This window comes from Enterococcus sp. AZ163 (genome assembly GCF_050498925.1).
In the GTDB taxonomy this organism is placed as follows: domain Bacteria; phylum Bacillota; class Bacilli; order Lactobacillales; family Enterococcaceae; genus Enterococcus_A; species Enterococcus_A ferrettii.
Genome location: NZ_JBIPAO010000001.1, coordinates 686,805 through 707,203, shown reverse-complemented (window position 1 = coordinate 707,203; position 20,399 = coordinate 686,805). Strand labels below are relative to the sequence as shown.

At 39.3% G+C, this 20,399-nt stretch carries 24 protein-coding genes; 17 read left to right on the top strand and 7 right to left on the bottom strand.

Translation table 11 applies throughout. The features are described 5' to 3' along the window. The first annotated feature begins 4 nt into the window (after window positions 1-4). Both IGI46_RS03565 and IGI46_RS03560 read left to right on the top strand, forming a co-directional pair. The gene (locus IGI46_RS03565) at window positions 5-220 is read left to right on the top strand and encodes a hypothetical protein (protein ID WP_429972905.1); all 216 of its coding nucleotides are present in this window, start codon (window positions 5-7) and stop codon (window positions 218-220) included. Window positions 221-305: 85 nt separating this feature from the next. Further along, window positions 306-1,022, top strand: a complete 717-nt coding sequence (locus IGI46_RS03560) for a winged helix-turn-helix domain-containing protein (RefSeq protein ID WP_429972904.1) — start codon at window positions 306-308, stop codon at window positions 1,020-1,022. A 248-nt stretch (window positions 1,023-1,270) separates the two neighbouring features. On the opposite strand, the gene IGI46_RS03555 is transcribed toward IGI46_RS03560, so the two are convergent. The 7 genes from IGI46_RS03555 to IGI46_RS03525 all read right to left on the bottom strand — a co-directional run bounded on the left by IGI46_RS03555 (window position 1,271) and on the right by IGI46_RS03525 (window position 4,573). After that, entirely contained in the window at window positions 1,271-1,351 is an 81-nt protein-coding gene (locus tag IGI46_RS03555; RefSeq protein WP_242704509.1) for a putative holin-like toxin, read from the bottom strand. 125 nt (window positions 1,352-1,476) lie between these two features. Beyond that, window positions 1,477-2,157: a DUF2922 family protein gene (locus IGI46_RS03550; protein ID WP_429972903.1), complete on the bottom strand. Its 681-nt coding sequence runs from the start codon at window positions 2,155-2,157 to the stop codon at window positions 1,477-1,479. A gap of 47 nt (window positions 2,158-2,204) precedes the next feature. After that, on the bottom strand, window positions 2,205-2,588 hold the full coding sequence (locus tag IGI46_RS03545) for a hypothetical protein (RefSeq protein WP_429972902.1): 384 nt from the start codon (window positions 2,586-2,588) through the stop codon (window positions 2,205-2,207). Window positions 2,589-2,643: 55 nt separating this feature from the next. After that, window positions 2,644-2,862: a DUF2922 domain-containing protein gene (locus tag IGI46_RS03540; RefSeq protein ID WP_429972901.1), complete on the bottom strand. Its 219-nt coding sequence runs from the start codon at window positions 2,860-2,862 to the stop codon at window positions 2,644-2,646. 16 nt (window positions 2,863-2,878) lie between these two features. Next, a complete protein-coding gene (locus IGI46_RS03535; protein ID WP_429964903.1) occupies window positions 2,879-3,085 on the bottom strand; it encodes a hypothetical protein in 207 nt (68 codons plus the stop codon). A gap of 396 nt (window positions 3,086-3,481) precedes the next feature. Then, window positions 3,482-4,195 carry a competence protein ComK gene (locus tag IGI46_RS03530; RefSeq protein ID WP_429972900.1) on the bottom strand — a complete coding sequence of 238 codons (714 nt, stop codon included), beginning with the start codon at window positions 4,193-4,195 and terminating at the stop codon, window positions 3,482-3,484. Between the two features lie 45 nt (window positions 4,196-4,240). Further along, complete coding sequence (locus tag IGI46_RS03525; protein WP_429972899.1) at window positions 4,241-4,573, bottom strand: hypothetical protein; 333 nt, start codon at window positions 4,571-4,573, stop codon at window positions 4,241-4,243. A 930-nt stretch (window positions 4,574-5,503) separates the two neighbouring features. Between IGI46_RS03525 and IGI46_RS03520 the strand changes: the two genes are divergently transcribed. From IGI46_RS03520 to IGI46_RS03450, 15 genes are all read left to right on the top strand, one after another. Then, window positions 5,504-6,610 (top strand): tyrosine-type recombinase/integrase, encoded by a 1,107-nt coding sequence (locus IGI46_RS03520; RefSeq protein WP_429972898.1) that lies wholly within the window; start codon window positions 5,504-5,506, stop codon window positions 6,608-6,610. A gap of 388 nt (window positions 6,611-6,998) precedes the next feature. Beyond that, window positions 6,999-7,646, top strand: a complete 648-nt coding sequence (locus IGI46_RS03515) for a WxL domain-containing protein (RefSeq protein ID WP_429972897.1) — start codon at window positions 6,999-7,001, stop codon at window positions 7,644-7,646. A 74-nt stretch (window positions 7,647-7,720) separates the two neighbouring features. Then, complete coding sequence (locus IGI46_RS03510) at window positions 7,721-8,767, top strand: DUF916 and DUF3324 domain-containing protein (protein WP_429972896.1); 1,047 nt, start codon at window positions 7,721-7,723, stop codon at window positions 8,765-8,767. Window positions 8,768-8,772: 5 nt separating this feature from the next. After that, on the top strand, window positions 8,773-9,177 hold the full coding sequence (locus tag IGI46_RS03505; RefSeq protein WP_429972895.1) for an LPXTG cell wall anchor domain-containing protein: 405 nt from the start codon (window positions 8,773-8,775) through the stop codon (window positions 9,175-9,177). Then, complete coding sequence (locus IGI46_RS03500; RefSeq protein ID WP_429972894.1) at window positions 9,149-11,602, top strand: WxL domain-containing protein; 2,454 nt, start codon at window positions 9,149-9,151, stop codon at window positions 11,600-11,602. The genes IGI46_RS03505 and IGI46_RS03500 overlap by 29 nt, the downstream gene beginning before the upstream one ends. Before the next feature lie 16 nt (window positions 11,603-11,618). Next, the gene (locus IGI46_RS03495; protein ID WP_429972893.1) at window positions 11,619-11,846 is read left to right on the top strand and encodes a hypothetical protein; all 228 of its coding nucleotides are present in this window, start codon (window positions 11,619-11,621) and stop codon (window positions 11,844-11,846) included. 63 nt (window positions 11,847-11,909) lie between these two features. After that, window positions 11,910-12,626, top strand: coding sequence for a helix-turn-helix domain-containing protein (locus tag IGI46_RS03490; RefSeq protein WP_429972892.1), 717 nt, complete (start codon window positions 11,910-11,912; stop codon window positions 12,624-12,626). Window positions 12,627-13,013: 387 nt separating this feature from the next. Continuing rightward, on the top strand, window positions 13,014-15,491 hold the full coding sequence (locus tag IGI46_RS03485) for a sigma 54-interacting transcriptional regulator (RefSeq protein ID WP_429972891.1): 2,478 nt from the start codon (window positions 13,014-13,016) through the stop codon (window positions 15,489-15,491). Between the two features lie 150 nt (window positions 15,492-15,641). Next, window positions 15,642-16,160: a PTS sugar transporter subunit IIB gene (locus tag IGI46_RS03480; protein WP_429972890.1), complete on the top strand. Its 519-nt coding sequence runs from the start codon at window positions 15,642-15,644 to the stop codon at window positions 16,158-16,160. A gap of 11 nt (window positions 16,161-16,171) precedes the next feature. Then, window positions 16,172-17,317 carry a galactonate dehydratase gene (gene dgoD, locus IGI46_RS03475; protein WP_429964892.1) on the top strand — a complete coding sequence of 382 codons (1,146 nt, stop codon included), beginning with the start codon at window positions 16,172-16,174 and terminating at the stop codon, window positions 17,315-17,317. A 24-nt stretch (window positions 17,318-17,341) separates the two neighbouring features. Then, complete coding sequence (locus IGI46_RS03470) at window positions 17,342-18,124, top strand: PTS mannose/fructose/sorbose/N-acetylgalactosamine transporter subunit IIC (RefSeq protein WP_429964891.1); 783 nt, start codon at window positions 17,342-17,344, stop codon at window positions 18,122-18,124. 7 nt (window positions 18,125-18,131) lie between these two features. After that, a complete protein-coding gene (locus IGI46_RS03465; RefSeq protein ID WP_429973943.1) occupies window positions 18,132-19,001 on the top strand; it encodes a PTS system mannose/fructose/sorbose family transporter subunit IID in 870 nt (289 codons plus the stop codon). 18 nt (window positions 19,002-19,019) lie between these two features. Beyond that, window positions 19,020-19,517: a PTS system mannose/fructose/N-acetylgalactosamine-transporter subunit IIB gene (locus IGI46_RS03460; RefSeq protein ID WP_429972889.1), complete on the top strand. Its 498-nt coding sequence runs from the start codon at window positions 19,020-19,022 to the stop codon at window positions 19,515-19,517. 4 nt (window positions 19,518-19,521) lie between these two features. Further along, on the top strand, window positions 19,522-19,935 hold the full coding sequence (locus IGI46_RS03455; protein ID WP_429964889.1) for a PTS sugar transporter subunit IIA: 414 nt from the start codon (window positions 19,522-19,524) through the stop codon (window positions 19,933-19,935). A gap of 31 nt (window positions 19,936-19,966) precedes the next feature. Continuing rightward, complete coding sequence (locus IGI46_RS03450; RefSeq protein WP_429972888.1) at window positions 19,967-20,392, top strand: PTS sugar transporter subunit IIA; 426 nt, start codon at window positions 19,967-19,969, stop codon at window positions 20,390-20,392. Window positions 20,393-20,399: the final 7 nt, after the last annotated feature.

Genomic DNA, 20,399 nt, shown 5'->3' with positions numbered 1-20,399 from the left:
CTCTATGTATGAGTATGTATGGTTAACATCTGGAATTAGCGGCATTATGCTATTTCTGTTTTTGTTTTTTCTAATTAAGGACCTAGCTTTTCATGAAAAAATGAGCAAAAAGAAGTGGTACTATCTTTTGCCAAATTGGTTACTGTTTACATTGACTCTTTGTTGGGGAGCCTTATCCATTCTTCTATACTTCAATATTCAAACACAACTCGGAGGGTAATTTCAATGGATGGTTATCTTAGTCAAAAAGGAGGCTGCCACAGGAGTGACTTGATTCATGTTTATGTTAATAAAAGGAGAATGATATGCAACCAATTTTAATACTGACTAAAAATCTAATTGTTGAACAGCCCCTGCAAAATGATTTGCAGCAGCTAGGGTATGAAGTCTTTTGCACGAAAGAACTGTTAAATAAAATAAGAATAAGTGTGAATGCACCTTACTTATTTCAACCGTATCCTATCATCATATTGAGTGGAACACTATCTAATTTTGAAATTAAAGAATTTATCCAATTTCTGAATAATGAGAATCAAATTGTTCTAAGAAAATTTCTACAGACACCTACTCTTGAGGAAGAAAATCAATTGGAAGAACTAGGAATAGATGATTGGTTTGATGCGGATCAGTCTCTAGATAGTTTACGTGAGAAATTAGGCACACATTTAAATCAACTGATGATCAATAGCAAATTGCGCGGGGAAAATTATCAGGAGTGCGGAATAGCAGAACGGCTTGAATCATTTGACAAACAACTAACCAAAAAAGAGCGGGCTCTTTTTAATCATCTCATGAAATCAAAGAATAATATTCTGTCACGTGCAGAATTATGCTCATATCTATGGCAAGATAAGCCGAACAATTCTCATTTATCCCAGCTTTCTTTAATGGTTCAACATATTAAAAGAAAATTACGAGATTGTGGTATCAATGATATCCGGATTGAAACTTCTTGGGGAAAAGGATATCAATTACATTCCACCTTCGAATATGCCCAGATAATCGAAATTCGAGAGCAGTAGACAGGAGTAGGGGCTTTCTGCATGGGAAGCCTCTTTTTGAAACTTTAGCTCCAAATAACTACGACTAAATAAAACTTCTAATTCCATTTATTCAATTATCAAAGATCGCAGTCCACCAACATACCGGCAGAAAAAAGCTGAATTTCATCCTTAATTATGTAGAACCTTTCTACTCAAAGCAGAGGTGCTGCGCGCATAACACCTCAGTAAGCACCGTTTAAGACGGTGACTGTGAGTAGAGCTTGGTACTATTTTTTGTTGTGTCGATCAAGGGTAATGATCAAGGTCGCAAAGGCAATTGCCAATGTCAACGCCTGATACACAGTCATGGCGGAAGTTCCTTTCCTAGGATGAACATGTCAGCATCACTCCTTTCTTAGAGTTCAGCCACCGCCATAAACACTGCTAAGTCATGCATCACCTCCTTTGTGACACTCAAGGTTAGGTGAGGGACTTAGCGTTTTTTCTTTTTCCCTTTTTTCTTCTTGGCTTCATGAAAGGCTCGGACTCGGTCTACTTGTGCCTTTCGCGAATTCATAGGCTTTTGGACTGTGGGACTATCGACTGATGGTGACGTTGATTCATTGGTTAGAGCTTCTAACTGCTGTGCTGAGTTGCTTGGTACAATACCAGTACTCTTGGCTTTTTCAACGACAGCTGCTAATGACTCAGAATTTGATACAGGAACAGTTAACGATGCTGCAGTTTCGGCAGGCTTCTGCTCGATTGATTTAACAGTTTCTACGGCTGCTATAGTTTTTGGTGCAACGATTTCTTCTGGAAGTACTTTTTGTACTGCAATTTCTTTTTCTTCATTAACGACTGGTTTTACAGAGACTTGGGTTGCTTCTTCAGCTACAATATGAGCTGAAAAGATATTGCTTGGATCAGCGATATAAGCTTCTGGTGTTGGCTTCGATAAATCAAAAATCGGTGTTTCAATAGTTTCAACGAATTTCGCAGAAACTACCTTAGTGAATTGTCGGATTCCGTCTTTCTGAAATAGATTTAACGTGGTGATTGTTTCTAATGCTGTTTTGATTTCCTCTGGACTCTTCGTTGGATCTGGATCATTGTAGCCCCAGCGATGGGTTCTTCCTGCGGAATTTTCAAATACGGCTGCTAGTTTAAACATAGTTTTTCTCTCCTTTAATTTTTTTATCTTTATATAGTAGTTTTATTTCAGGAACTTTCTAAAGTATCCTGTTCATTTCCTTCAACAGTTGATGGGACGACTTCCATTAATTCTGTAGTAACATGTGCAGGTGGAAAGCACCGAGCTGACAGGATTTCCCACTCTGTTTCCTCAAAATATTCTCTAAAAAAATAAAAGTAACGGCGCAAGGCACGAGTAATCCGATTGTTGGCAAAAAGATGCTTAACTAAATCCTGCAGGAATAATTCAAAATCGGTTTCGCCTAACATATGGCGAACTTTCATAGCAAGTAATAGTTGAATCGTCACAGAACTATCTTGGGTTTCTTGATAGTAATGAACAATTTGTTCTTCTAGTTTGTTGCTTTTTAAATGAAATAACTGGTATTGAGTGAATGGTTGTTCAGTCATCGGTAATTTCCTCCTTCAGCTCCCGCGGCGTTTTAGCCGCGGGGCATACTTATGTTTAAAATAGCGGGGTTTCTTTGGTAGTAACGAATTCTGCACTTTCCACTGAGAAGAACTGGCGGATGCCATCCTTCTTGAAGAGGTTTAGAGCAGTTAGTTCTTCTAAGCTTGCTTTGACTTCTGCTGGAGTCTTAGTAGTATCCGGTTCGTTATAGCTCCAGGTGTGCTTTTTGTCCGCTTCGGTTTTGAAGCGAGCGATCAGTTTTGTTTCGGGCATAGCTTCCTCCTTGGGTTTATTTAGTGACACGAGTTTGATTAGTAACAATGATGCTGTCTAGGCTGCTGCCATCTCCTGCTAAGTCAGCCATGACTTCGCCTAACTTTGTAATGTCTGATTCTGCTGGGTTTGTGACGATATTGCTGAAGTTCACTTTCTTTTGTTTGTCTTCGCCTGCTTGTTCGATTTGTACCTGTAATTTAGTGCCTAGCTGTTGGATCATTTGGTTTCCTCCTGTGAGATAATTTTTTGTTCCGGCCGGTGACTAAACAATAAACCAAAGGAAATAAAGAACAAACTGCCAATCTTCAGTGAACCCTAGGCAATGTTCACTGGTGTTTTCAGAAAAACCTTGATTTAATCGCATAGTAAAATTTACCTTATTGAATATTCTAGGGGATTCACTGAACATTGTATTTTCGCTGAAAAAGTCCTCTAAAGCCCTACCCAGCAAGGATTCCCATGAACAAGGCATCTAAGTTAACAGCAAGTACCTCACAAAAAATAACTTGTAGCTCTAATCGGAAGAGAGAATAAAATAGAGTTTCTTCTATATAAAAAGGCAAAAAAGAAGCTTCCATACGATGCCGACAATCGTATGGAAGCTTCAATCATTATGTTAGACAAGAAGCCCAGAGAAGTCCTCCAGCTCTCGATACCAATGCAAATGTTCCTCTTGCTTGTACTGATTCGCAAACTCACCTGGCGTTAACAGCCATTTCTGCAAAATCCCTTGCCTGCTTAAGGTTTGACCAAACGGTGTGGCTGGAAGAGCTACATAGTTAAGCGGCTGCCCATTTGTTAGTAAGCGTAACGAATAATCTTGGCGATAGGTAGCTAGGGAATACACCGCTTTACAAGCTAGACGAATAAAGGATTGTTTTATGATCGGAATATCCAACGTTAAGCCATTGGTTAGCAGCACAGAACACCACCCATTCTCCTCCACTACTTGAAAAATAGAGAAAGGATTCAACCAAATAGCTTCTTCCGGTTTAGTCACTGGAAACAACGCAAAATGGGCATTCACAATCGGCACCTTTTGCGAAGGAAATCCTGCTAAGGATTTGCAGGTTTGCCGCATTAAGTGGTAGTCCATCAAGCGATGCGTCGCAAAGAATTTCTCAATCATGTCTAACGGCTTCTCCTCTGCCAAATAGGGGAGGTGATTTTGTAACACAAGTGTGCCTTTCTTCCCTGGAACCGGACACACCAAGGTAATTTCTTCCATATTCAAATAATTAAACACGGAAGCTGTTTCTAGAAAAAATTCCCAATCCTCCGATCGTTCTTCAGTCAACACTCTTCCTTCAAAAATTCGCTTCTTACTCATGACAATCACTCCGATCAACAGGTATGTAATTCTTTATAGATAAATCTAAGCTGTTGCTAAACAGGGGGAAGGCGGCACAAATCTGTTCGCCATAAAAGCTGGAGAGGAACAATACTTGTCTAAGGCTCGAGGACAAACAAGGACGCTTCGTCCTCTATCAAACTTACCCCAGTCTCTTAGTAGAAGATGATCCAATCGTGGATCAAAAAGCGCCAACATCGTCAGATTACCAGAGGCCTTCAATAACGCTGTTATTCCATCTGAATCAAAAGTACTAGCTTTTTCAGTTTGATCTAATCCATTCTGCCAATGGTTGTATAGATAATGCTCACGTAGAAAATTTTTTTCAAATCCTCGGTGCAGGTGCAGTTTATTCATCAAATCCCTCCACTTCCTTTATTTAACAACGATTATAGACCACTGAAAATCCCTTGCATAGAGCAAAAAAATTTAATAACAGCAGAAAATTTCGCAAAACTCAAAACAAAATCGCGACTTTTTGCGTATAGGGAAACTTAAAAAAGGAAAGAGATGAACAGATTTTAAACTGTTATATAAAAGGTGACTAGAGAGGAATGTAGTCCAAATAGAATAAATCAAAGGAGAAGACAAAAGACTTGTCAATAAAGCAATGAAGGGAGTTGTCTAGCGGAAAGAGAAAGAGAGAGTTTGTAATTTAATCGGTGGTTTTCGTCAAATTCTATTAGATAGATACATTATTTTAAGAAAAGACAGAAATTTAGAGAGCTTAAAATTGAAACAACGAACTTCTTTCAGAAATTTTCTGTTTCACCATTATTAATCATAACTTTTGTTATTAAAATCAACTACCCGATAAGGAGACTGGAAACATCTTTTTAAAAGTCGGAGTGAAGCATTAATGGCGTAGTGTCGAACAATAAGATGGGAAATACAATAAAAATAAGCCTCTGAGAGGCGAATACGTTTAGTAAGAGGTGCTGGTTTTTTGATAATAAAAAAATAATTTTTGATTGTTCGCTTGCATAAAGAATGAATGATCGATTATTTTAAAATAAGGTAAAACTTCCTGTTTATCTTAAAAACATGAACTTTACTACTTTTAGTTGAAGAACAATAAATGATCGTCGGTGTTAAAATTCATATCTCATAAAAATTATAAGATATTATGATTAAAAAGCAATACTAGGTTTGAAAGTAGTGAAAATTATTTTTTATTACTAAACTTATTAGGGAGAAGCTTAATTAAAACTATTGTTGCCAACAGGAACTATGTTTTTTCGCGCCGTCATTTTAAATCGTCAAACACTAATTTTGGGAGGTTATTTTATGTGTCGAAAAGGTCAAAATATTTATTACCGAAAGGATGAGCGTTGGGAAGGCCGGTATCATAAAGGACGTAAAGCCAACGGTCGGATTAAGTATGGCTATGTCTATGGGAAATCCTTCGAAGACGTTCAAGAAAAATTGCGTCCCTTAAAAAAAAGTGGGGAAATTACCTTAAAACTTTACGGACAAAGTGTCGTGACCTTCAATGAATGGAGTCGTCAATGGCTAAATGAATTGCAAGCTACATTGAAACCAGCAACTTATGCTGGTTATCTGCATAAGTTGAAGAAGTATTTATGGAAGTCTTTGGGAGAACTACCCCTGTATCAACTGGATGCGAAAGCGGTTCGTGCCGCAGTGGACTCTTGGAAATTAGAAGGGCTAGCCTGCAGCAGCATCAAGGTCTTTTTTCGCTTATTAAACCAAGCGATGACGTGTGCGATCAAGCAAGGCCTCATTGAAAAGAATCCCTGTGAAGCAGTGGATCTGCCGAAAGTGATAAAAGAAAGAGTCCGAGCATTGTCTTTAAGAGAACAAAGAGAACTGGAAAAGGTGGTGGAGGAAGACCAAGATCCTCGGTCAAAGACCGTCAATTTGGCGTTGAGAACGGGTATGCGGATTGGTGAAATAGCCGCACTGAAATGGGAGGCAGTTGACTTGGAACGACGATTGATCCACATCAATCAGACCTATCAGCGCATCTGTTATGGCAATGGTGAGAAGTCTAAGCTGCAGCTGGGACCGCCGAAGAGTCAAACCTCTAAACGAGTGATTCCTATGTCCGATAAAGTCCATGCTTTACTGAAAACCTTACAGAAAAAAGTCGTGTCTGACTTTGTTTTTACGACCAAAGGCAAGCCTTGTGAGCCGCGATTACTGACGAATCATTTCCATCGACTACTTAAAAAAGCCCAACTGACAGGTATTCATTTCCATCAATTGCGTCATACCTTTGCGACTCGTTGCCTAGAGGCGAATGAAAAAGTTCTGATTGTCAGTCAACTGTTGGGCCATTACTCGGCACAACTAACCAGCGACGTTTACTATGATGCTCAATTAAAGGAACGGATGAGTGTCGTCCAATCGATGGATAAGCGAGTAGGATAAGAAAGCCTTCTCAAAAAAAGTCGATTGTATTCTTTAGCCCTCCTTTTTTTTGCTTTTTTCCAAGTAAACGCTTTCTGTAAAAGTAACTATAATTTCTCTCTCTTTTCCGCCAAATTTCCATATTTTGCTTCGTATCTGGCTTTTCTATCTAGATATCTATGTTATTTAAAAGGAAATGGTCATTTTTTTCGCCGTCAGACAGAATCGTCAGCGAAAATGAACGCTATCGGGACAGTATTTTCAAACCAAGTCGTGTTTTTAAGATAAACAGGAAGTTCAATGCACCACCTTCTTTCTATTATAGCATTCATAAACGGTATCAATCAGTTATCAATGGGAGCGCCATTTGATATAAAAAAATTATTACTAATAAAGGAGAGAAAAGGTTATGAAAAAGAAAGTATGGGCAGGATTACTAGCAAGTGCAAGTGTGTTAGGTGTTTGTATTGCGGGAGGAACAGCTTTAGCGGCAGAGGTAGATACCCATGATACGAATGTTGGTATTGGTTTCTCGGGACATACCACACCACCAGGAACAGACGATTTGACTCTAAAATGGGCACCAATCAGTTTTGACTTTGGTAGTTCTAACACAGTCAATGCGGCAGCACAAGCATTCAATGAAGATACGGGTGCGAAAAAATATGTGGTGGTTAGTGATGCACGTACAACAGGGTCAGATGAGTGGAAATTAACAGCTGAGTTATCACAATTAACCAGTGGTTCTTCTACACTGACTGGAGCAACCTTAAGCTTTGATTCCGTGAAAAAAGGCTATGTAGGAACGGCTGCCCCAGAAACAGCAGGCTCAATCATTACACCAACAGCAGCACATACGGCAACTGTTGCGGCGGCTAGCCAAACCTTAACACCTGGCGCAACTGCAGTGGTTGTAATGTCAGATGCCTCCGTTTCTTACAAAGGCGATACTGCGATGGAAATGGACAACATTAAATTGAATGTACCTGGCGGCGTAGCAGTAGAAGGAAAACAATACAGCGGCAAACTGACTTGGTCATTAAATGATGCCATCTAACAAAAAATGAAAAACGAAGGAGGAGCAGGAGATCGTCTCCTCTCCCTCTTTTTTTCCTGTAGGAGGAACCAGTCATGAAACAAATCTATAAACTTCTTCTCAGCTTCATCCTCCTAAGGTTCATCGGATGGATTGTCCCTTTGCAGGCTCAAGCAGACGAAACCGGCGACACACCCGCAGGCTTTACGGTGGAGAGTGTAATTCCGGAAAACCAAGTGGATGTCACGAAAAGCTATTACTATTTGCAAGTAGAACCAGAGATAGAACAAGTTATACAAGTCAAAGTCCGCAGCAAGCAAGAAGAGCCGGTCACCATAAAATTGGCGGTTCATGATGCGATTAGCAGTTCAGTTGGGGCGATTAATTATGCCGAAGCCAAACCCAAGTTGGATGCAAGCTTAAAGAAGCCCATCACTGAACTGGTGAAGCTTAACAACGATCTAAAGGAAATCACTGTCGCGAACTTTGAAGAAAAAATCGTGGAGTACACCATCAAAACACCAAAAGAACCATTTGCTGGTGTGAAATTGGGCTCCTTACGCTTTGTGAAAAAAGACGATACCGAAGCAGATAAGCAGCAATCCGGTGTAGTTCCTGAGTATGCCTATGTGATTGCGATGATGCTGACCGAAGATCGAGCGACCTTTAATCATGGGGCCGATCTAAAACTAAAGGCTGTTGATTTGAAGCTATCCAACGGACGAAAAGTTGTGGCGGCTAATCTTCAAAACGACCAGCCCAAAGTTTTGCAGGAGCTAAAGCTTCAAGGCCAAGTGGAACGAAAAGGTGAAAACGACGTCTTGGAAGAATACGAGATGGAAGATTTCTCCGTCGCACCGAATTCGAATTTTGATTTTGAGATTCCGTTAGGCTTGGAAAGCTTTCGACCAGGGACCTATGTGTTTACTGGTGAGGGGCAAGGCGATGGTCGAACTTGGAAGTGGGAGCAGGAGTTTACCATCGGACAGGCTAAAGCGGACAAAGTGAATCAAGAGGCAGCTTATCAATTACGCGTGCCTGAATGGGTGCCGTGGGTAGCAGCAGGATTAGTGCTTGCCTTAGCAGGAATAATTGGCGGCTTAGTTTACCGCCAGAAGCAATGGAACAAAGGGAGGAAGTGAGGGATGTGAAAGTTAAAAACTGTTTTGTATGGTTCACCATACTACTTGGTTTATCCTTCCCCAGCACCACATCTGCACAAACGCAGGAAAAAGCAACCAGTGTTGGCATCGGCTTTCGTACAGAGCAGCCAAAGCCGACACCAACACGAACTGATCCAAAACCGTCTGATCCAGCGCCAATCAACAACGTATTGCCGACGACCCTTGGACAGACTAGATATTACACACAATCCGATCAACCGCAGACAGCCAGTAAAGGAACCTTGCCGAAAACCGGAGAACAGCGGCAGGCAGTTTTCCTTCGATTGATTGGACTCGGCTGTATTACCAGTTGCTTCTGGTTGTTTCTCTTTACTCGTCTGAGAGAGGAGGAGCAAGAGAATGAAGAAAACGACACGACTGCTCTTTAGCCTCTTACTGGTAGTCCAACTGTTTCCAACTTCCCCGATCTTTGCGGAAACTGTTCAGGATGTCCCAGTCGGTGAAACCACGATTTCTTCAAAGGCCGAAGATCCATTGAAGGAGTATAAAGAAAATGCTCAAAACCAAGTTCCTATTGTGGAGAGTGTGGGTTCACAGGATGTGCCAGAAAAAACAAGCGAAACAGCCACTTCCCCAACAGAGTTAGAAGAAACAACAGGTGATTCCCTAACACCTACTAGTGAATCAAGCGAAGAGCAACCGGAAATGACCAATCAGCGGATTGAACCGCATGGCGGTATCATGCCGCTGGCTGGAAATATATTAAGAGAAGGATTACCAGGTGATCCACTTCCTTATGATATTGATAAGAATTTTGCGGATGCGATTCGGAGTATTTATCTAGCTGCACCCAATCCTATGACGGATGATTTTATGGAGAGCTTGACGTATTTGAATGTTTCAAGCAAAAACCTTACAAGTCTTAAAGGGATTGAGTATGCGACGAATTTGACTACTTTAAAATGTGAGTTCAATCAGCTAAGCGAATTGGATGTGAGCAGCAATACCGCATTAGTGAGTTTAAATTGTTATGACAATCAGCTAATCAAACTGAATGTGAGTAGCAATCCAGCAATGGAGGAATTAATATGTCAAAACAATCAGCTAAGCGAATTGGATGTGAGCAGCAGTCCCGCATTAGTGTTTTTGTATTGTAATACGAATCAGTTAAGCGAGTTGGATGTGAGTGGCAATCCAGCAATGAAAGAATTAACATGTCAAAACAACCAGCTAAGCGAATTGGATGTGAGCAGCAATTCAGTATTAAAGTATTTAAATTGTACTGCTAATGAGCTAACCGAACTGGATGTGAGTAGCAATATCGCATTGATATCATTAGAATGTAGTGCTAATGAGCTAACCGAACTGGATGTGAGTAGCAATACCGCATTAAATGATTTATCTTGTGCTGCTAATGAGCTAACCGAACTGGATGTGAGTAGTAATTCAGCATTAACATATTTAGCATGTCTGTCCAACAAACTAAGTGAATTGGATGTCAGTAACAATACATTTTTAAATACTTTAAACTGTTCTAGCAACTGCATTAGCGACATCAGTTCTGCCAACGGCTTAACTGCGTTAGCTTACCTTGATGCATCCAAACAAAAAATTACTATCTCTGTTCCTCCAGTAACCTCGACTGATGAAGCTACAGTAGATGTACTAAAAACAACTGCGCAAACTGGTCTAACTGCTACCAATGTGGATATTTTCCCATCTCCAGCAAGCATTCTCCCCAATGCTAGTAATGGAGATATAATCGAATTAACAGGAGTGACCAGAGATTCGTTAAGTGACAAGTTAATTAAGTTCGAATATGCTAGCTCTGCATTAAAAGAAGGTGCCAATTCTTATACGACTAAGGTTTTTTCAGGGACAATCACTTTTTCTGTAGTCAGTGAACTAAAAAATGATCTACAAGTTAGCTCAAATAAGACAAAAAATGGTGAAGAGCTGAATTGGACTTGGACGATTACAGGACTGACTCAAAAAAAGGCGGAGGATATCAAAGTGACCTTGACCTTACCTAATTACATTACCGGAGATATCTCAGATATTGTGATCACTAAAGGTGCAAGTAGTGTGCCAGGTGATATGAATCATCTGAATGGTACAACAAGTTTAGGTGATTTGGATGAGGGTGAATCAATAGTGATTACCTTTAAATCAATTGCCAGAGGTGATCCTGATTCATGGTACGAAGCTGTAGGTCGATTAGACTGGTCAGATACGACACCGTCGAGTCCGCATTCTAATGAATCGAAGCAGCAATTTAAAATTTTTGATGACGAACAAACCGATACACCTAAGGATTCGCAAGACATGGGGATTTTATCTGTTCCGATCTACTTTAATTTCGGTACACAAGACATTCACTCTACTTTGCAAACCTATTCGCTGCATTCACTGGATTATCAGTCCAATACCAATGTAGGAACGGATGGGTTCTACACACGAGTTAAGGATGAGCGGTCTTCGAATACAGGCTGGGAGTTAACGGCCAGTCTGTCGGAATTTGTGGATAAAGCGGGCAGCGGGATGCCGAATGGGAGTGGGACTTCGTTGAAATTGGACAATATGTTTATTGAGAAAGTGACCAATCGGGATACTCCACAAGAAGGCATTGATCCGTCACCCTCGGGTACACCGAGTACGGTGAAAACAACCGAGACTTTAGTGGCTGGTGATGCTGCGAAGACACTGGTTGATGCAGGAGCTTCTGAAGGGGATGGAACCTGGCAGCTGCGGATGCCGTTTAATAATCTTTCGTTGAATGTTCCTGCGAATGCTGGGAAAAAGGGAACGGTCTATAAAGCTAAGTTGACCTGGTCACTGAATAGTACCCCTTAATGAGAGGAGAATGTACATGACCATACCAATGTGGTTAGGCGTATTCGGCTTTCTAGCGATTGCTGGGCTGGTGAGTTTTTTGATCTTTTTTATCAAAGACAGCCGGTTGCGGATGGAGTATGAGAAGAAATCAACTGTGCTATTAGCAGATTGCGGTTTATTGTTTGTCATGCTGCTGGCGATTGCGGCGGCGATCTTCTTATACCTTGATTGGCAAGCGCAGTTAAACTACTTTTTATCTTAAGTGTACGAGGGGAGGCTTGCTCTCCCCTTAGTTTTCAAATGAAGAACGAAAGGAAGTGAGTCGATGCGCCCACTGTTACTTTTAACCAAGAACTTATTGATAGAACAACGTATGCAGGAGCAGCTGCACTATTTGAACTATGAAGTTTTCTGCTCCGTTGAATTGGTGAAGCAATTAAAAACCAGTCTGAATCGGCTGCAAACGACTCAGAGCTACCAAGGGATTATTTTTAGTGAGACCTTATCCGACGAAGAGATTCGGAAGCTGCTGGTATTTCTCGACAATAAGGAAATCGTCTTGTTTCGTAAGTTTGGCCATTTGCCTTCTGTTGAAGAGAAGGAGTCCTTATCGAAATTAGGCATGGACAGCTGGATTTATGACGGTCAGCCGGCTGATTTCTTGCGGGAGCATTTGGCTGAGACTCTGAGGAGAAGTCAAAAGAAAGAAAACAAAAATGTAGTCTTTCTTTATCAAAAGGAAAGTTCTCCTCAGACTCTCTCGGATTTCAAAGCTGGCTTAACCAAGAAAGAATGTAAAGCCTTTGACTGCTTGCTGGGCAGTGAAGGCGGCACGATTTCTCGTGAAGAACTGTGTAACTATCTATGGGGAAGTGGACCCAGTAATTCACGGATGTCTCAAATGTCTGTGTTAATGAAACGATTAAAGAAAAAGCTGCATACTGCTGGTTTTCAAGAAGAATTAATTGAAACCGTTTGGGGTTATGGCTATAAGCTGTCACCTAAGCTTTTACAATTTTATGCACAGGAAGTAGTGGAATGACTTTTCTCAGGAGAGGTCATTCTTTTTTTGCGATAGAAGGATAAAATATATTTATTGAAAAAAATCGATAAGTTAGAGAACGGTTTCGATAGGCACGGATTTTTTTTGTAAGTATTTGTTAGTAATGAAAACTTGACTACCTGACTACCTTTTTTACTTAGAAAGTAGCTGGGTATTTTCTTTTCTTCTGTAAAATCACTAGCAGGCTTCGAAAGGAACTCGGATAACTGAAGTTTGTGAATAGCTCTACTAGCAAACGAATTTCAATGTTAAAATGATATTAAGTAAGAATGAGGAAATTCGGTGAAATAGTAGGGGGAGAATGTCATGAAGGTTTCTAGGATTAATCGAGTCGAAGCTGAATTAGATTATTTAACCGAACAAGCAATGAAAGACATAGATTTTGAAAATGAAGTAACAGCAGAAAAATTGGCAAAGGATTTGAATCTATCTAGAGATAATGTCAGTCGGGATCTGAACTCCCTTGTTAGGGAGAAAAAAGCAGTTAAGAAAAAGGGGAAGCCTGTTCTATTTTTTTCATCAAAGGTATTGGAAAGAGAGCTCTCGATAAAGATTTCTACTTATGTGGTAGACAGTTTTGATGAATTATATAAGAAGGATAAAGAGAGTCATTCAAGTGATCATTTTTCATTAATTGGTTCAGAAGGTAGTCTTAAAGACCTGATAGAAATAGCTCAATCAGCTATGGTATATCCACCTCATGGGCTGCCGACCTTAATTAAAGGTGAGACCGGGGTTGGTAAGTCACTATTTGTAGAAGCTATGTATAATTTTGGACAAACGGAAGGCATTCTTTCGAAAGATTCTCCCTTAATCATCTTTAACTGTGCGGATTATGCGGATAATCCACAGCTGTTGATGTCCCAGCTGTTTGGGCACGTAAAGGGTTCCTATACAGGGGCGGAAGTTGAAAAGAGCGGATTAGTAGAAAAAGCAGAAAACGGGATTCTATTTCTAGATGAAATTCATAGATTGCCTAAAGAAGGACAAGAGATGTTGTTTCTTCTTATGGATAAAGGCGTGTATAGAAAAATGGGAGATTCCAACAGATATCAAGAATCAAACATTTTGATTATTGGTGCAACAACGGAGAATGATGACTCTTTGCTCCCGACCTTTTTGAGAAGAATCCCGCTAACAATAGAGTTGCCACCTTTGAAGAGTAGAAAGCTTTCCGAAAGATTGGAATTGATCAATCATATTTTTGATTTAGAAAGCAGGCGGTTGAAAAAGAGTGTAGTCGTACAAAAAGAAGTGATCAAAGCTCTTTTGACCTATGAGTGCAAAGGCAACATCGGACAATTAAAAAGTGATATTCAAGTGATTTGTGCTAAAGCTTTCTATAAGTCAATGCAGCTTGGTTCTGAGTGTGTTTCTGTAAAGGTATCGTATTTGGCATCATCCATCTATGAAAGCTTATTTGACATGAATAATCGAAAAGAGATAGATGATCTATTGGGTTTTTTTAGTGTGAATGAATTTAAATTCCCTCAGAATATTGGAAATGAGAATGTTCTAGAACTCAGCAAAGACGAGTTTGATTCTGAGGCACTTTATGAAAAGGTAACGTCTTTATGGAATGAATGGTCATCCTCTGATTTGGGAATAGAAGAAATGAACAAAGAATTGAATTCTGTATTGGAAAATTATACGTACAACAAGACTATGGAAGTTAGCATGATTGTACAGAATCAAATTTTGGATAACCAAATAGTAGGCAAATTGAGAAGCATTTTAAAGAAATATTTTTTGACAATGAATTCAAAAGAAATAGAAAAAAGTTGTCGAATAATAGCGATACATTTGCAGCATGTTATTAACCATCATCAGGAAAGATCTAGAAATGAGATAAGCTTTGATTTAGAAATGAAAGAGTCTTTTGCCTCCTTTGAAAATAGAGGAGAGGTAGAGATTCAGGCAGCAAGAGAGATATTAGATTCGTTATCAGCGGCTTATTCAGTACCTTTTACTTACATGGATTTTCTCTATATTGTTAATTATTTATCGATTATCCAGAGAAAGAAGCAAGATAAAGTTGGGCTTATCGTGATTATGCACGGAAAGTCTACAGCTTCGAGCATGGCTGAATTTGCGAATCGTTTGTTAGAGATTGATTTTATTAAATCAGTGGATATGGATTTGCATGATCAAATGCAGCATGTTTTGCAACAAACCATTGATAAAGTAAAAGAGGTTGATGAAGGCAAGGGAGTCGTCATTTTAGCAGATATGGGGTCAATTTTAAATTTTGAAAAGAAAATAAGAAAAGAGACCAATGTGGAGGTGTATACCGTTGATTTGGTAAGCACGCCAATTCTATTGGAGCTAGCGGTGAAATCTCATGGACACAACATGGATGCAGAAGAATTGTTCCACTATGCAGAAAAACTAAAAATTCAGTACTATCGAAACAAAGAAAAAGATACCAGCATTCAAAAGGATCACCTTAGTTATTTTGATAAAGTTCTTGTGAGGAATATTGATAACTCATTAATGTTTCTTAGTGCAATTAAAGCGTACGAGGTATTAAAACCGATCTTAAGCAAACTCAGTATAAGGTATAACTTTGTGTTGGATGACGATATTTTAGTCAAATTCATGTTCCATGGCGCAAGTATGCTAGAAAGGTGTTTAACTGAAGATTATCTGCCCTATAAAAATTATCAACGCCAATTTGACTTATACCCCAATTTTTCGAAAGAGTTAAAAAAAGAGTTCTTCAAAGTTGAACAACATTTTGGTATAAAGATCCCAGAGGAAGAAATAGCTTCTATATTAGATATTTTTATTGTACAGTCAGATGGTCAATTAGAAAAACACACATTTAACACACGTGATAAATAGCCCGACATTTTATTTTAAATGTGTGTTGATAAAAAAAGAGACAGGATAGAAAGGTAGATGAGACACTGTTTCATCTGCCTTTCTTTTTTTTGGCACGGTAATTGCTCTATTTAGGATGAAGGGTAGTGCCATAGCTGAAAGGAGGAAAAAATGAGTAATAGCGATTTTGCTTCAGTAGGAACGGTTAGATGTGATGACAGACTGATTCATGGCCAGATTATTTATAAATGGCTCAAGTTTCTAAATTTGTCAGAAATTACAATCGTATCAGACATCGTTACACAAAGCATTGATAGTCAGCGATTGATTTTACTTTCCATTCCTAAGGGAGTCAAAGTTAATTTTTGTTTAGTCAATGATTTTGTTAAGAACGTGAAAAACGAACAGTATATCAACAGCTTAGTTTTAGTTGAAAATATCAATGTTTGCTGGCAAATCACAAGTTTAGGGGTAGTAATAAAAGAATTAATCGTTGGTAGAATTCCTTCGGCAGTAGGTAGATCAAAAGTAGCAAATAATGTTTTCTTAGATGCGAATGACTTGAATAAGATCATAGAAATCATTGAAAAAGGCAGCCATGTAATTATACAAGATGTTCCAGACAGAGAAATTATTGATGTAGAAAAAGAGATTATGTGTATCAAAGAAAAAATAAACCGAGACAATTAGGAGGAAATTAAGTGAAGATTACAGATGTGACCGTTTATACAGTAAAACCGAGATGGGTTTTTTTGAAATTATCAACTGATGCAGGTATCGATGGCTGGGGGGAAGTTGTTTCAGGAGCTAAGACTGAAACAGTTGTAGCGGGTGTTTATGAACTGGGGAAAAGAATCATTGGAAGAGACCCCTTCGAGATCGAACGACTATTTCAAGAACTTCATCGATCGTTTTATCGCGGCGGTCCTGTAAATGGCACGGTAATTTCTGGTCTCGAAATTGCTATGTGGGATATCAAAGGGAAGGCCTTGAACGTTCCAGTGTACGAGCTCTTAGGGGGAGCTGCAAAGGATCGTATTAAAGTATATTCCTGGATTGGCGGGGATCGCCCAGAGGATGTCGCGAAGCAAGCCAAAGAACGTTTGGATAAAGGATTTACTGCAATTAAAATGAATGCGACCGGTGAATTGCATTACATCGACTCCTATAAACGGATTAAAGAAGTTGTGGAACGTGTAGCATCGATTCGAGAAGTTTGTGGGGATGAAATGGAAATTGGCATCGATTTTCACGGCCGTGTCCATAAAGGCTTTGCTAAAGGTCTGGCTAAGGCATTGGAACCGTATCATCCGATGTTCCTAGAAGAAGTGGTGCTTCCAGAGAATGAAGAAGCATTTGATGATATTGCTCAGCATACTACAACGCCTTTAGCAACAGGTGAACGCTTGTATACCCGTTGGCAATATAAAAATCTGTTCAAGCAAGGTGCTGTAGATATTATTCAGCCAGACGTTATTTTATGTGGTGGTATTCTCGAAATGAGAAAAATTATTGCAATGGCTGAAGCCTACGACATGGCAGCTGCTCCTCACGCTCCTTATGGACCAGTCGCATTGGCTGCCACACTTCAAGTGGATGTTTGTAGTCCGAATGTGTTTATTCAGGAGCAAAGTCTTGGAATTCATTACAATCGTGGATTTGACTTATTAGATTTTGTGAAGAATAAGGAAATGTTTGAGTACAAAGATAGCTTTGTTGAAATTCCCAAACTGCCAGGCTTAGGAATTATCATGGATGAGGAGAAAGTGAAGGAAGTTGCTGAGGAAGGACTTCAATGGTCCAACCCATCGTGGAAAACCTATGATGGATCAATTTCGGAATGGTAATACAAAATTGGGAGGTAAATAAATATGGGTGTTAGTAGTTTACAAGCAATAATTATTGCTGTATGGGTAGGATTAGTAATGTCGAGATCTCTTTTTGGTGCAGCTACACTAAGCCTTAGGTTCTCACCAATGATGACGGGATTAATAGTTGGTATTGTATTTGGAGATGTACCTTCTGCATTAAAGATTACGGCAGCAATTCAATTGATCTATATGGGTGTCTTCGCTCCGGGGGGTCAGATGCCGACAGAACCCTGTATTGCTGCAGCAATCGCTGTGCCAGTAGCATTGTTAAGTAACTTGGAACCAGAAGCAGCAATTGCAATTGCAGTTCCAGTGGGGCTTTTAGGTGGATACTTATACCAATTTAGAATTTTCTTGAATTCATTTTTGAATCGCTACACCGATAGAGGAGTAGAGAGAGTAAGTGAGAGTGAAATAACCCGAGGTGCAATTATCTTCCCTATCACCGTTTCGATGTTGTTGTTTGTTCCGTTCATGTTTATCACGTTGAAATTCGGGGCACCAGTTATAGCTAATTTTGTGCAGGCTAACTCAAGTACCATGATTTTCCACATTCTAAGTGTAATTGGCGGTGGATTAGTCGCAATTGGTATTGCTACAACCGTTTATGTTATTGGTAAGAAAACTTACTTACCATTTTTCTTAGCGGGCTATTTCTTAGCTGTTGTAACGAAGGATGTCGGATTAACGATGTTAACATTTGCAATTATCGGAACGATTATGGCTGCTGTCTGCCTTATAATTAAAAATGAAGCAATCTCAGAATCGGAAGGAGATGCCTAGTATGGAAATGAATAAAACAACTGAAAATCCGACAAAGCAAGCGTATGAAGTAACAAAAAAGGATGTCAGGCTTGCGTGGTTTAGATGGTACTTTTCAAATGCGATTTCTCATTCTTTTGATCGATATTTAGGACCAGCATTATTATGGGCATTGTTGCCTATGCTGAAAAAAATCTATCCAGATGAGGCAGAGAGACGGGCTGCTTATGAACGGCATGCCATGTTCTATAACACCCAAGTTTCTTGGGGTGGAGGTACGATCTTAGGTATCGTCGCTTCTATTGAAAATAAAAGAGCCCAAGATGTTGCTGAAGGGAAAGATAAAGAGGAAATAAATGAGTTAAGTGAATTGATTCTGAATACTAAAACCGGGCTAATGGGTGCATTGGCTGGTGTCGGAGATTCCATTGACTCAGGAACAATTCTTTATATTTTTATTGCTATTTGTTTACCTTGGGCACAAAAAGGAATGTTCATTGGAGCATTACTCCCATGCTTGTTGATGGCGTCTTATCAAGCGATTAGCGGACTCTATTTTTCTTATCTAGGTTTTAATCTTGGCCGATCTGCGGCAGCCGAAATTGTTGGAAGCCGTAAAATGAAAGGTATCATTGAGGGTCTATCCATGTTAGGTTTATTCATGATGGGCGTACTTGGTGCAAGTTACGTAAAAGTAGAATCACTACTGAAATTTACTATTTCTGGAAAAGAATTCGTACTTCAAGATATTTTTAACCAAATTTTACCAGGAATGTTACCTCTTGTAGTTATTGGAGCGGTATATCTCTATTTCATAAAAAAAGATATGCAAGTAACGAAAGCATTACTCGGGTTGACTATTATTTTAGGTCTTTTAGCAGCCATTGGATTGTTATAAAAGGAAAGGTGATACAGTATGGGTAAAGTAGTCTTAGCACGAGTGGATGAACGATTGATCCACGGCCAAGTAATGACACAATTGTCGAAAAAATCAGGAGCAAATGCCATATTCGTAGTAGACGATCAAACGATGAACGATGACTTCCTGAAACAAATTTTTTTAAGTTCTGGAACAAGAACAGGATTGAAAATTAAAATCTTCAGCGAGGACAGCTTAATAACCTACTGGAAGGAAACTAATTTTGAGAAATTTAATGTAATCCTGTTAGCTAGAACGATTGAAACTTTTTATAAGCTTATTCAAGCAGGCGTTGTAATTCCTTCACTCAATTTAGGGGCTGTTTCAAAGAAGAGTGGTACGGTTTCGGTTATCAAGACGGTTTCTATTACTCATGATCAGTTTGGATTATTGAAGGAATTAGCGGAAAAGCATCAGGTTGAAAGCTATTTTCAAGCAATTCCTTCCACAAAACGTGTATCGATGAAAGATGCTGAAAAAGCAATGAAAGGATAATTTTATGATATCTGTACTAGTAGTGACTCATGATGGGTTCGGAAACGGCATAAAAAAAACTGTAGAGGCTATCTTAGGTCCCCAAGAGCAATTCGATATTAAGGAATTCGATGAGACTCAAAGTGTGGAATCCTTTAGTGAAGAAATAGAAAGTATAATCAATGCCATGTATACCGATTTAGGGATGATGATATTTGTTGACTTATTGGGGGCTACACCAGCAAATGTTACAGCATCACTCTTGTCTAAAGATTTGGTCAAACATAAAAAGCTCTCTATCATTACTGGTGTTAACATTCCAACATTATTTGAATCACTACTAGGCAGAGAATCAGAGGATGATTTATCTTTACTCACAGAGAATGCTATCTCAAAAGGAAAAGAGGGCATTTTGAACATGGTGGACTTGTTACGATAAAAAAGTTTTAGAATTAGGAGAGGTGAATCGCTTGATTGGTGTTTTAATTGTAAGTCATAGCAACTTGTCCAAAGGGTTACGAGATAGTGTTGAGATGATTATGGGAGAAAACGATAAATTTGATGTATTAGGATTTTATGAAGATGAGAGTTTTGAAACATTAAAAGAAGATTTCTATCAAAAGGTTGTGGACTTAGATTCTGGTGAGGGAGTTTTGGTTTTCGTAGATTTGCTTGGGGCAACACCTTATAACGTTGCTGCAATGTGCTTTAAAGAATTGCAAAGTGAAAATCACAACATCAGAGTTGTCTCAGGTGTAAATCTGGCAATGGTTATTGAATCTTTAGGTGCACGCTCACAATCCGATTGCACGCTAGACTTTATTTATCAGAATGCGATTGATAGCGGAGTTGAGAATATTAAGGAAATGACGAATGTCGTTAATACCGGATACTAGATCGAAA

Coding starts and splice junctions, on each gene's coding strand:
- IGI46_RS03455 (WP_429964889.1), top strand. CDS start 19,522: ATGATATCTGTACTAGTAGTGACTCATGATGGGTTCGGAAACGGCATA.
- IGI46_RS03490 (WP_429972892.1), top strand. CDS start 11,910: ATGCGCCCACTGTTACTTTTAACCAAGAACTTATTGATAGAACAACGT.
- IGI46_RS03520 (WP_429972898.1), top strand. CDS start 5,504: ATGTGTCGAAAAGGTCAAAATATTTATTACCGAAAGGATGAGCGTTGG.
- IGI46_RS03500 (WP_429972894.1), top strand. CDS start 9,149: ATGAAGAAAACGACACGACTGCTCTTTAGCCTCTTACTGGTAGTCCAA.
- IGI46_RS03525 (WP_429972899.1), bottom strand. CDS start 4,573: ATGAATAAACTGCACCTGCACCGAGGATTTGAAAAAAATTTTCTACGT.
- IGI46_RS03470 (WP_429964891.1), top strand. CDS start 17,342: ATGGGTGTTAGTAGTTTACAAGCAATAATTATTGCTGTATGGGTAGGA.
- IGI46_RS03485 (WP_429972891.1), top strand. CDS start 13,014: ATGAAAGACATAGATTTTGAAAATGAAGTAACAGCAGAAAAATTGGCA.
- IGI46_RS03540 (WP_429972901.1), bottom strand. CDS start 2,862: ATGCCCGAAACAAAACTGATCGCTCGCTTCAAAACCGAAGCGGACAAA.
- IGI46_RS03545 (WP_429972902.1), bottom strand. CDS start 2,588: ATGACTGAACAACCATTCACTCAATACCAGTTATTTCATTTAAAAAGC.
- IGI46_RS03565 (WP_429972905.1), top strand. CDS start 5: ATGTATGAGTATGTATGGTTAACATCTGGAATTAGCGGCATTATGCTA.
- IGI46_RS03480 (WP_429972890.1), top strand. CDS start 15,642: ATGAGTAATAGCGATTTTGCTTCAGTAGGAACGGTTAGATGTGATGAC.
- IGI46_RS03495 (WP_429972893.1), top strand. CDS start 11,619: ATGACCATACCAATGTGGTTAGGCGTATTCGGCTTTCTAGCGATTGCT.
- IGI46_RS03510 (WP_429972896.1), top strand. CDS start 7,721: ATGAAACAAATCTATAAACTTCTTCTCAGCTTCATCCTCCTAAGGTTC.
- IGI46_RS03550 (WP_429972903.1), bottom strand. CDS start 2,157: ATGTTTAAACTAGCAGCCGTATTTGAAAATTCCGCAGGAAGAACCCAT.
- IGI46_RS03530 (WP_429972900.1), bottom strand. CDS start 4,195: ATGAGTAAGAAGCGAATTTTTGAAGGAAGAGTGTTGACTGAAGAACGA.
- IGI46_RS03465 (WP_429973943.1), top strand. CDS start 18,132: ATGAATAAAACAACTGAAAATCCGACAAAGCAAGCGTATGAAGTAACA.
- IGI46_RS03515 (WP_429972897.1), top strand. CDS start 6,999: ATGAAAAAGAAAGTATGGGCAGGATTACTAGCAAGTGCAAGTGTGTTA.
- IGI46_RS03560 (WP_429972904.1), top strand. CDS start 306: ATGCAACCAATTTTAATACTGACTAAAAATCTAATTGTTGAACAGCCC.
- IGI46_RS03460 (WP_429972889.1), top strand. CDS start 19,020: ATGGGTAAAGTAGTCTTAGCACGAGTGGATGAACGATTGATCCACGGC.
- IGI46_RS03555 (WP_242704509.1), bottom strand. CDS start 1,351: ATGACTGTGTATCAGGCGTTGACATTGGCAATTGCCTTTGCGACCTTG.
- IGI46_RS03535 (WP_429964903.1), bottom strand. CDS start 3,085: ATGATCCAACAGCTAGGCACTAAATTACAGGTACAAATCGAACAAGCA.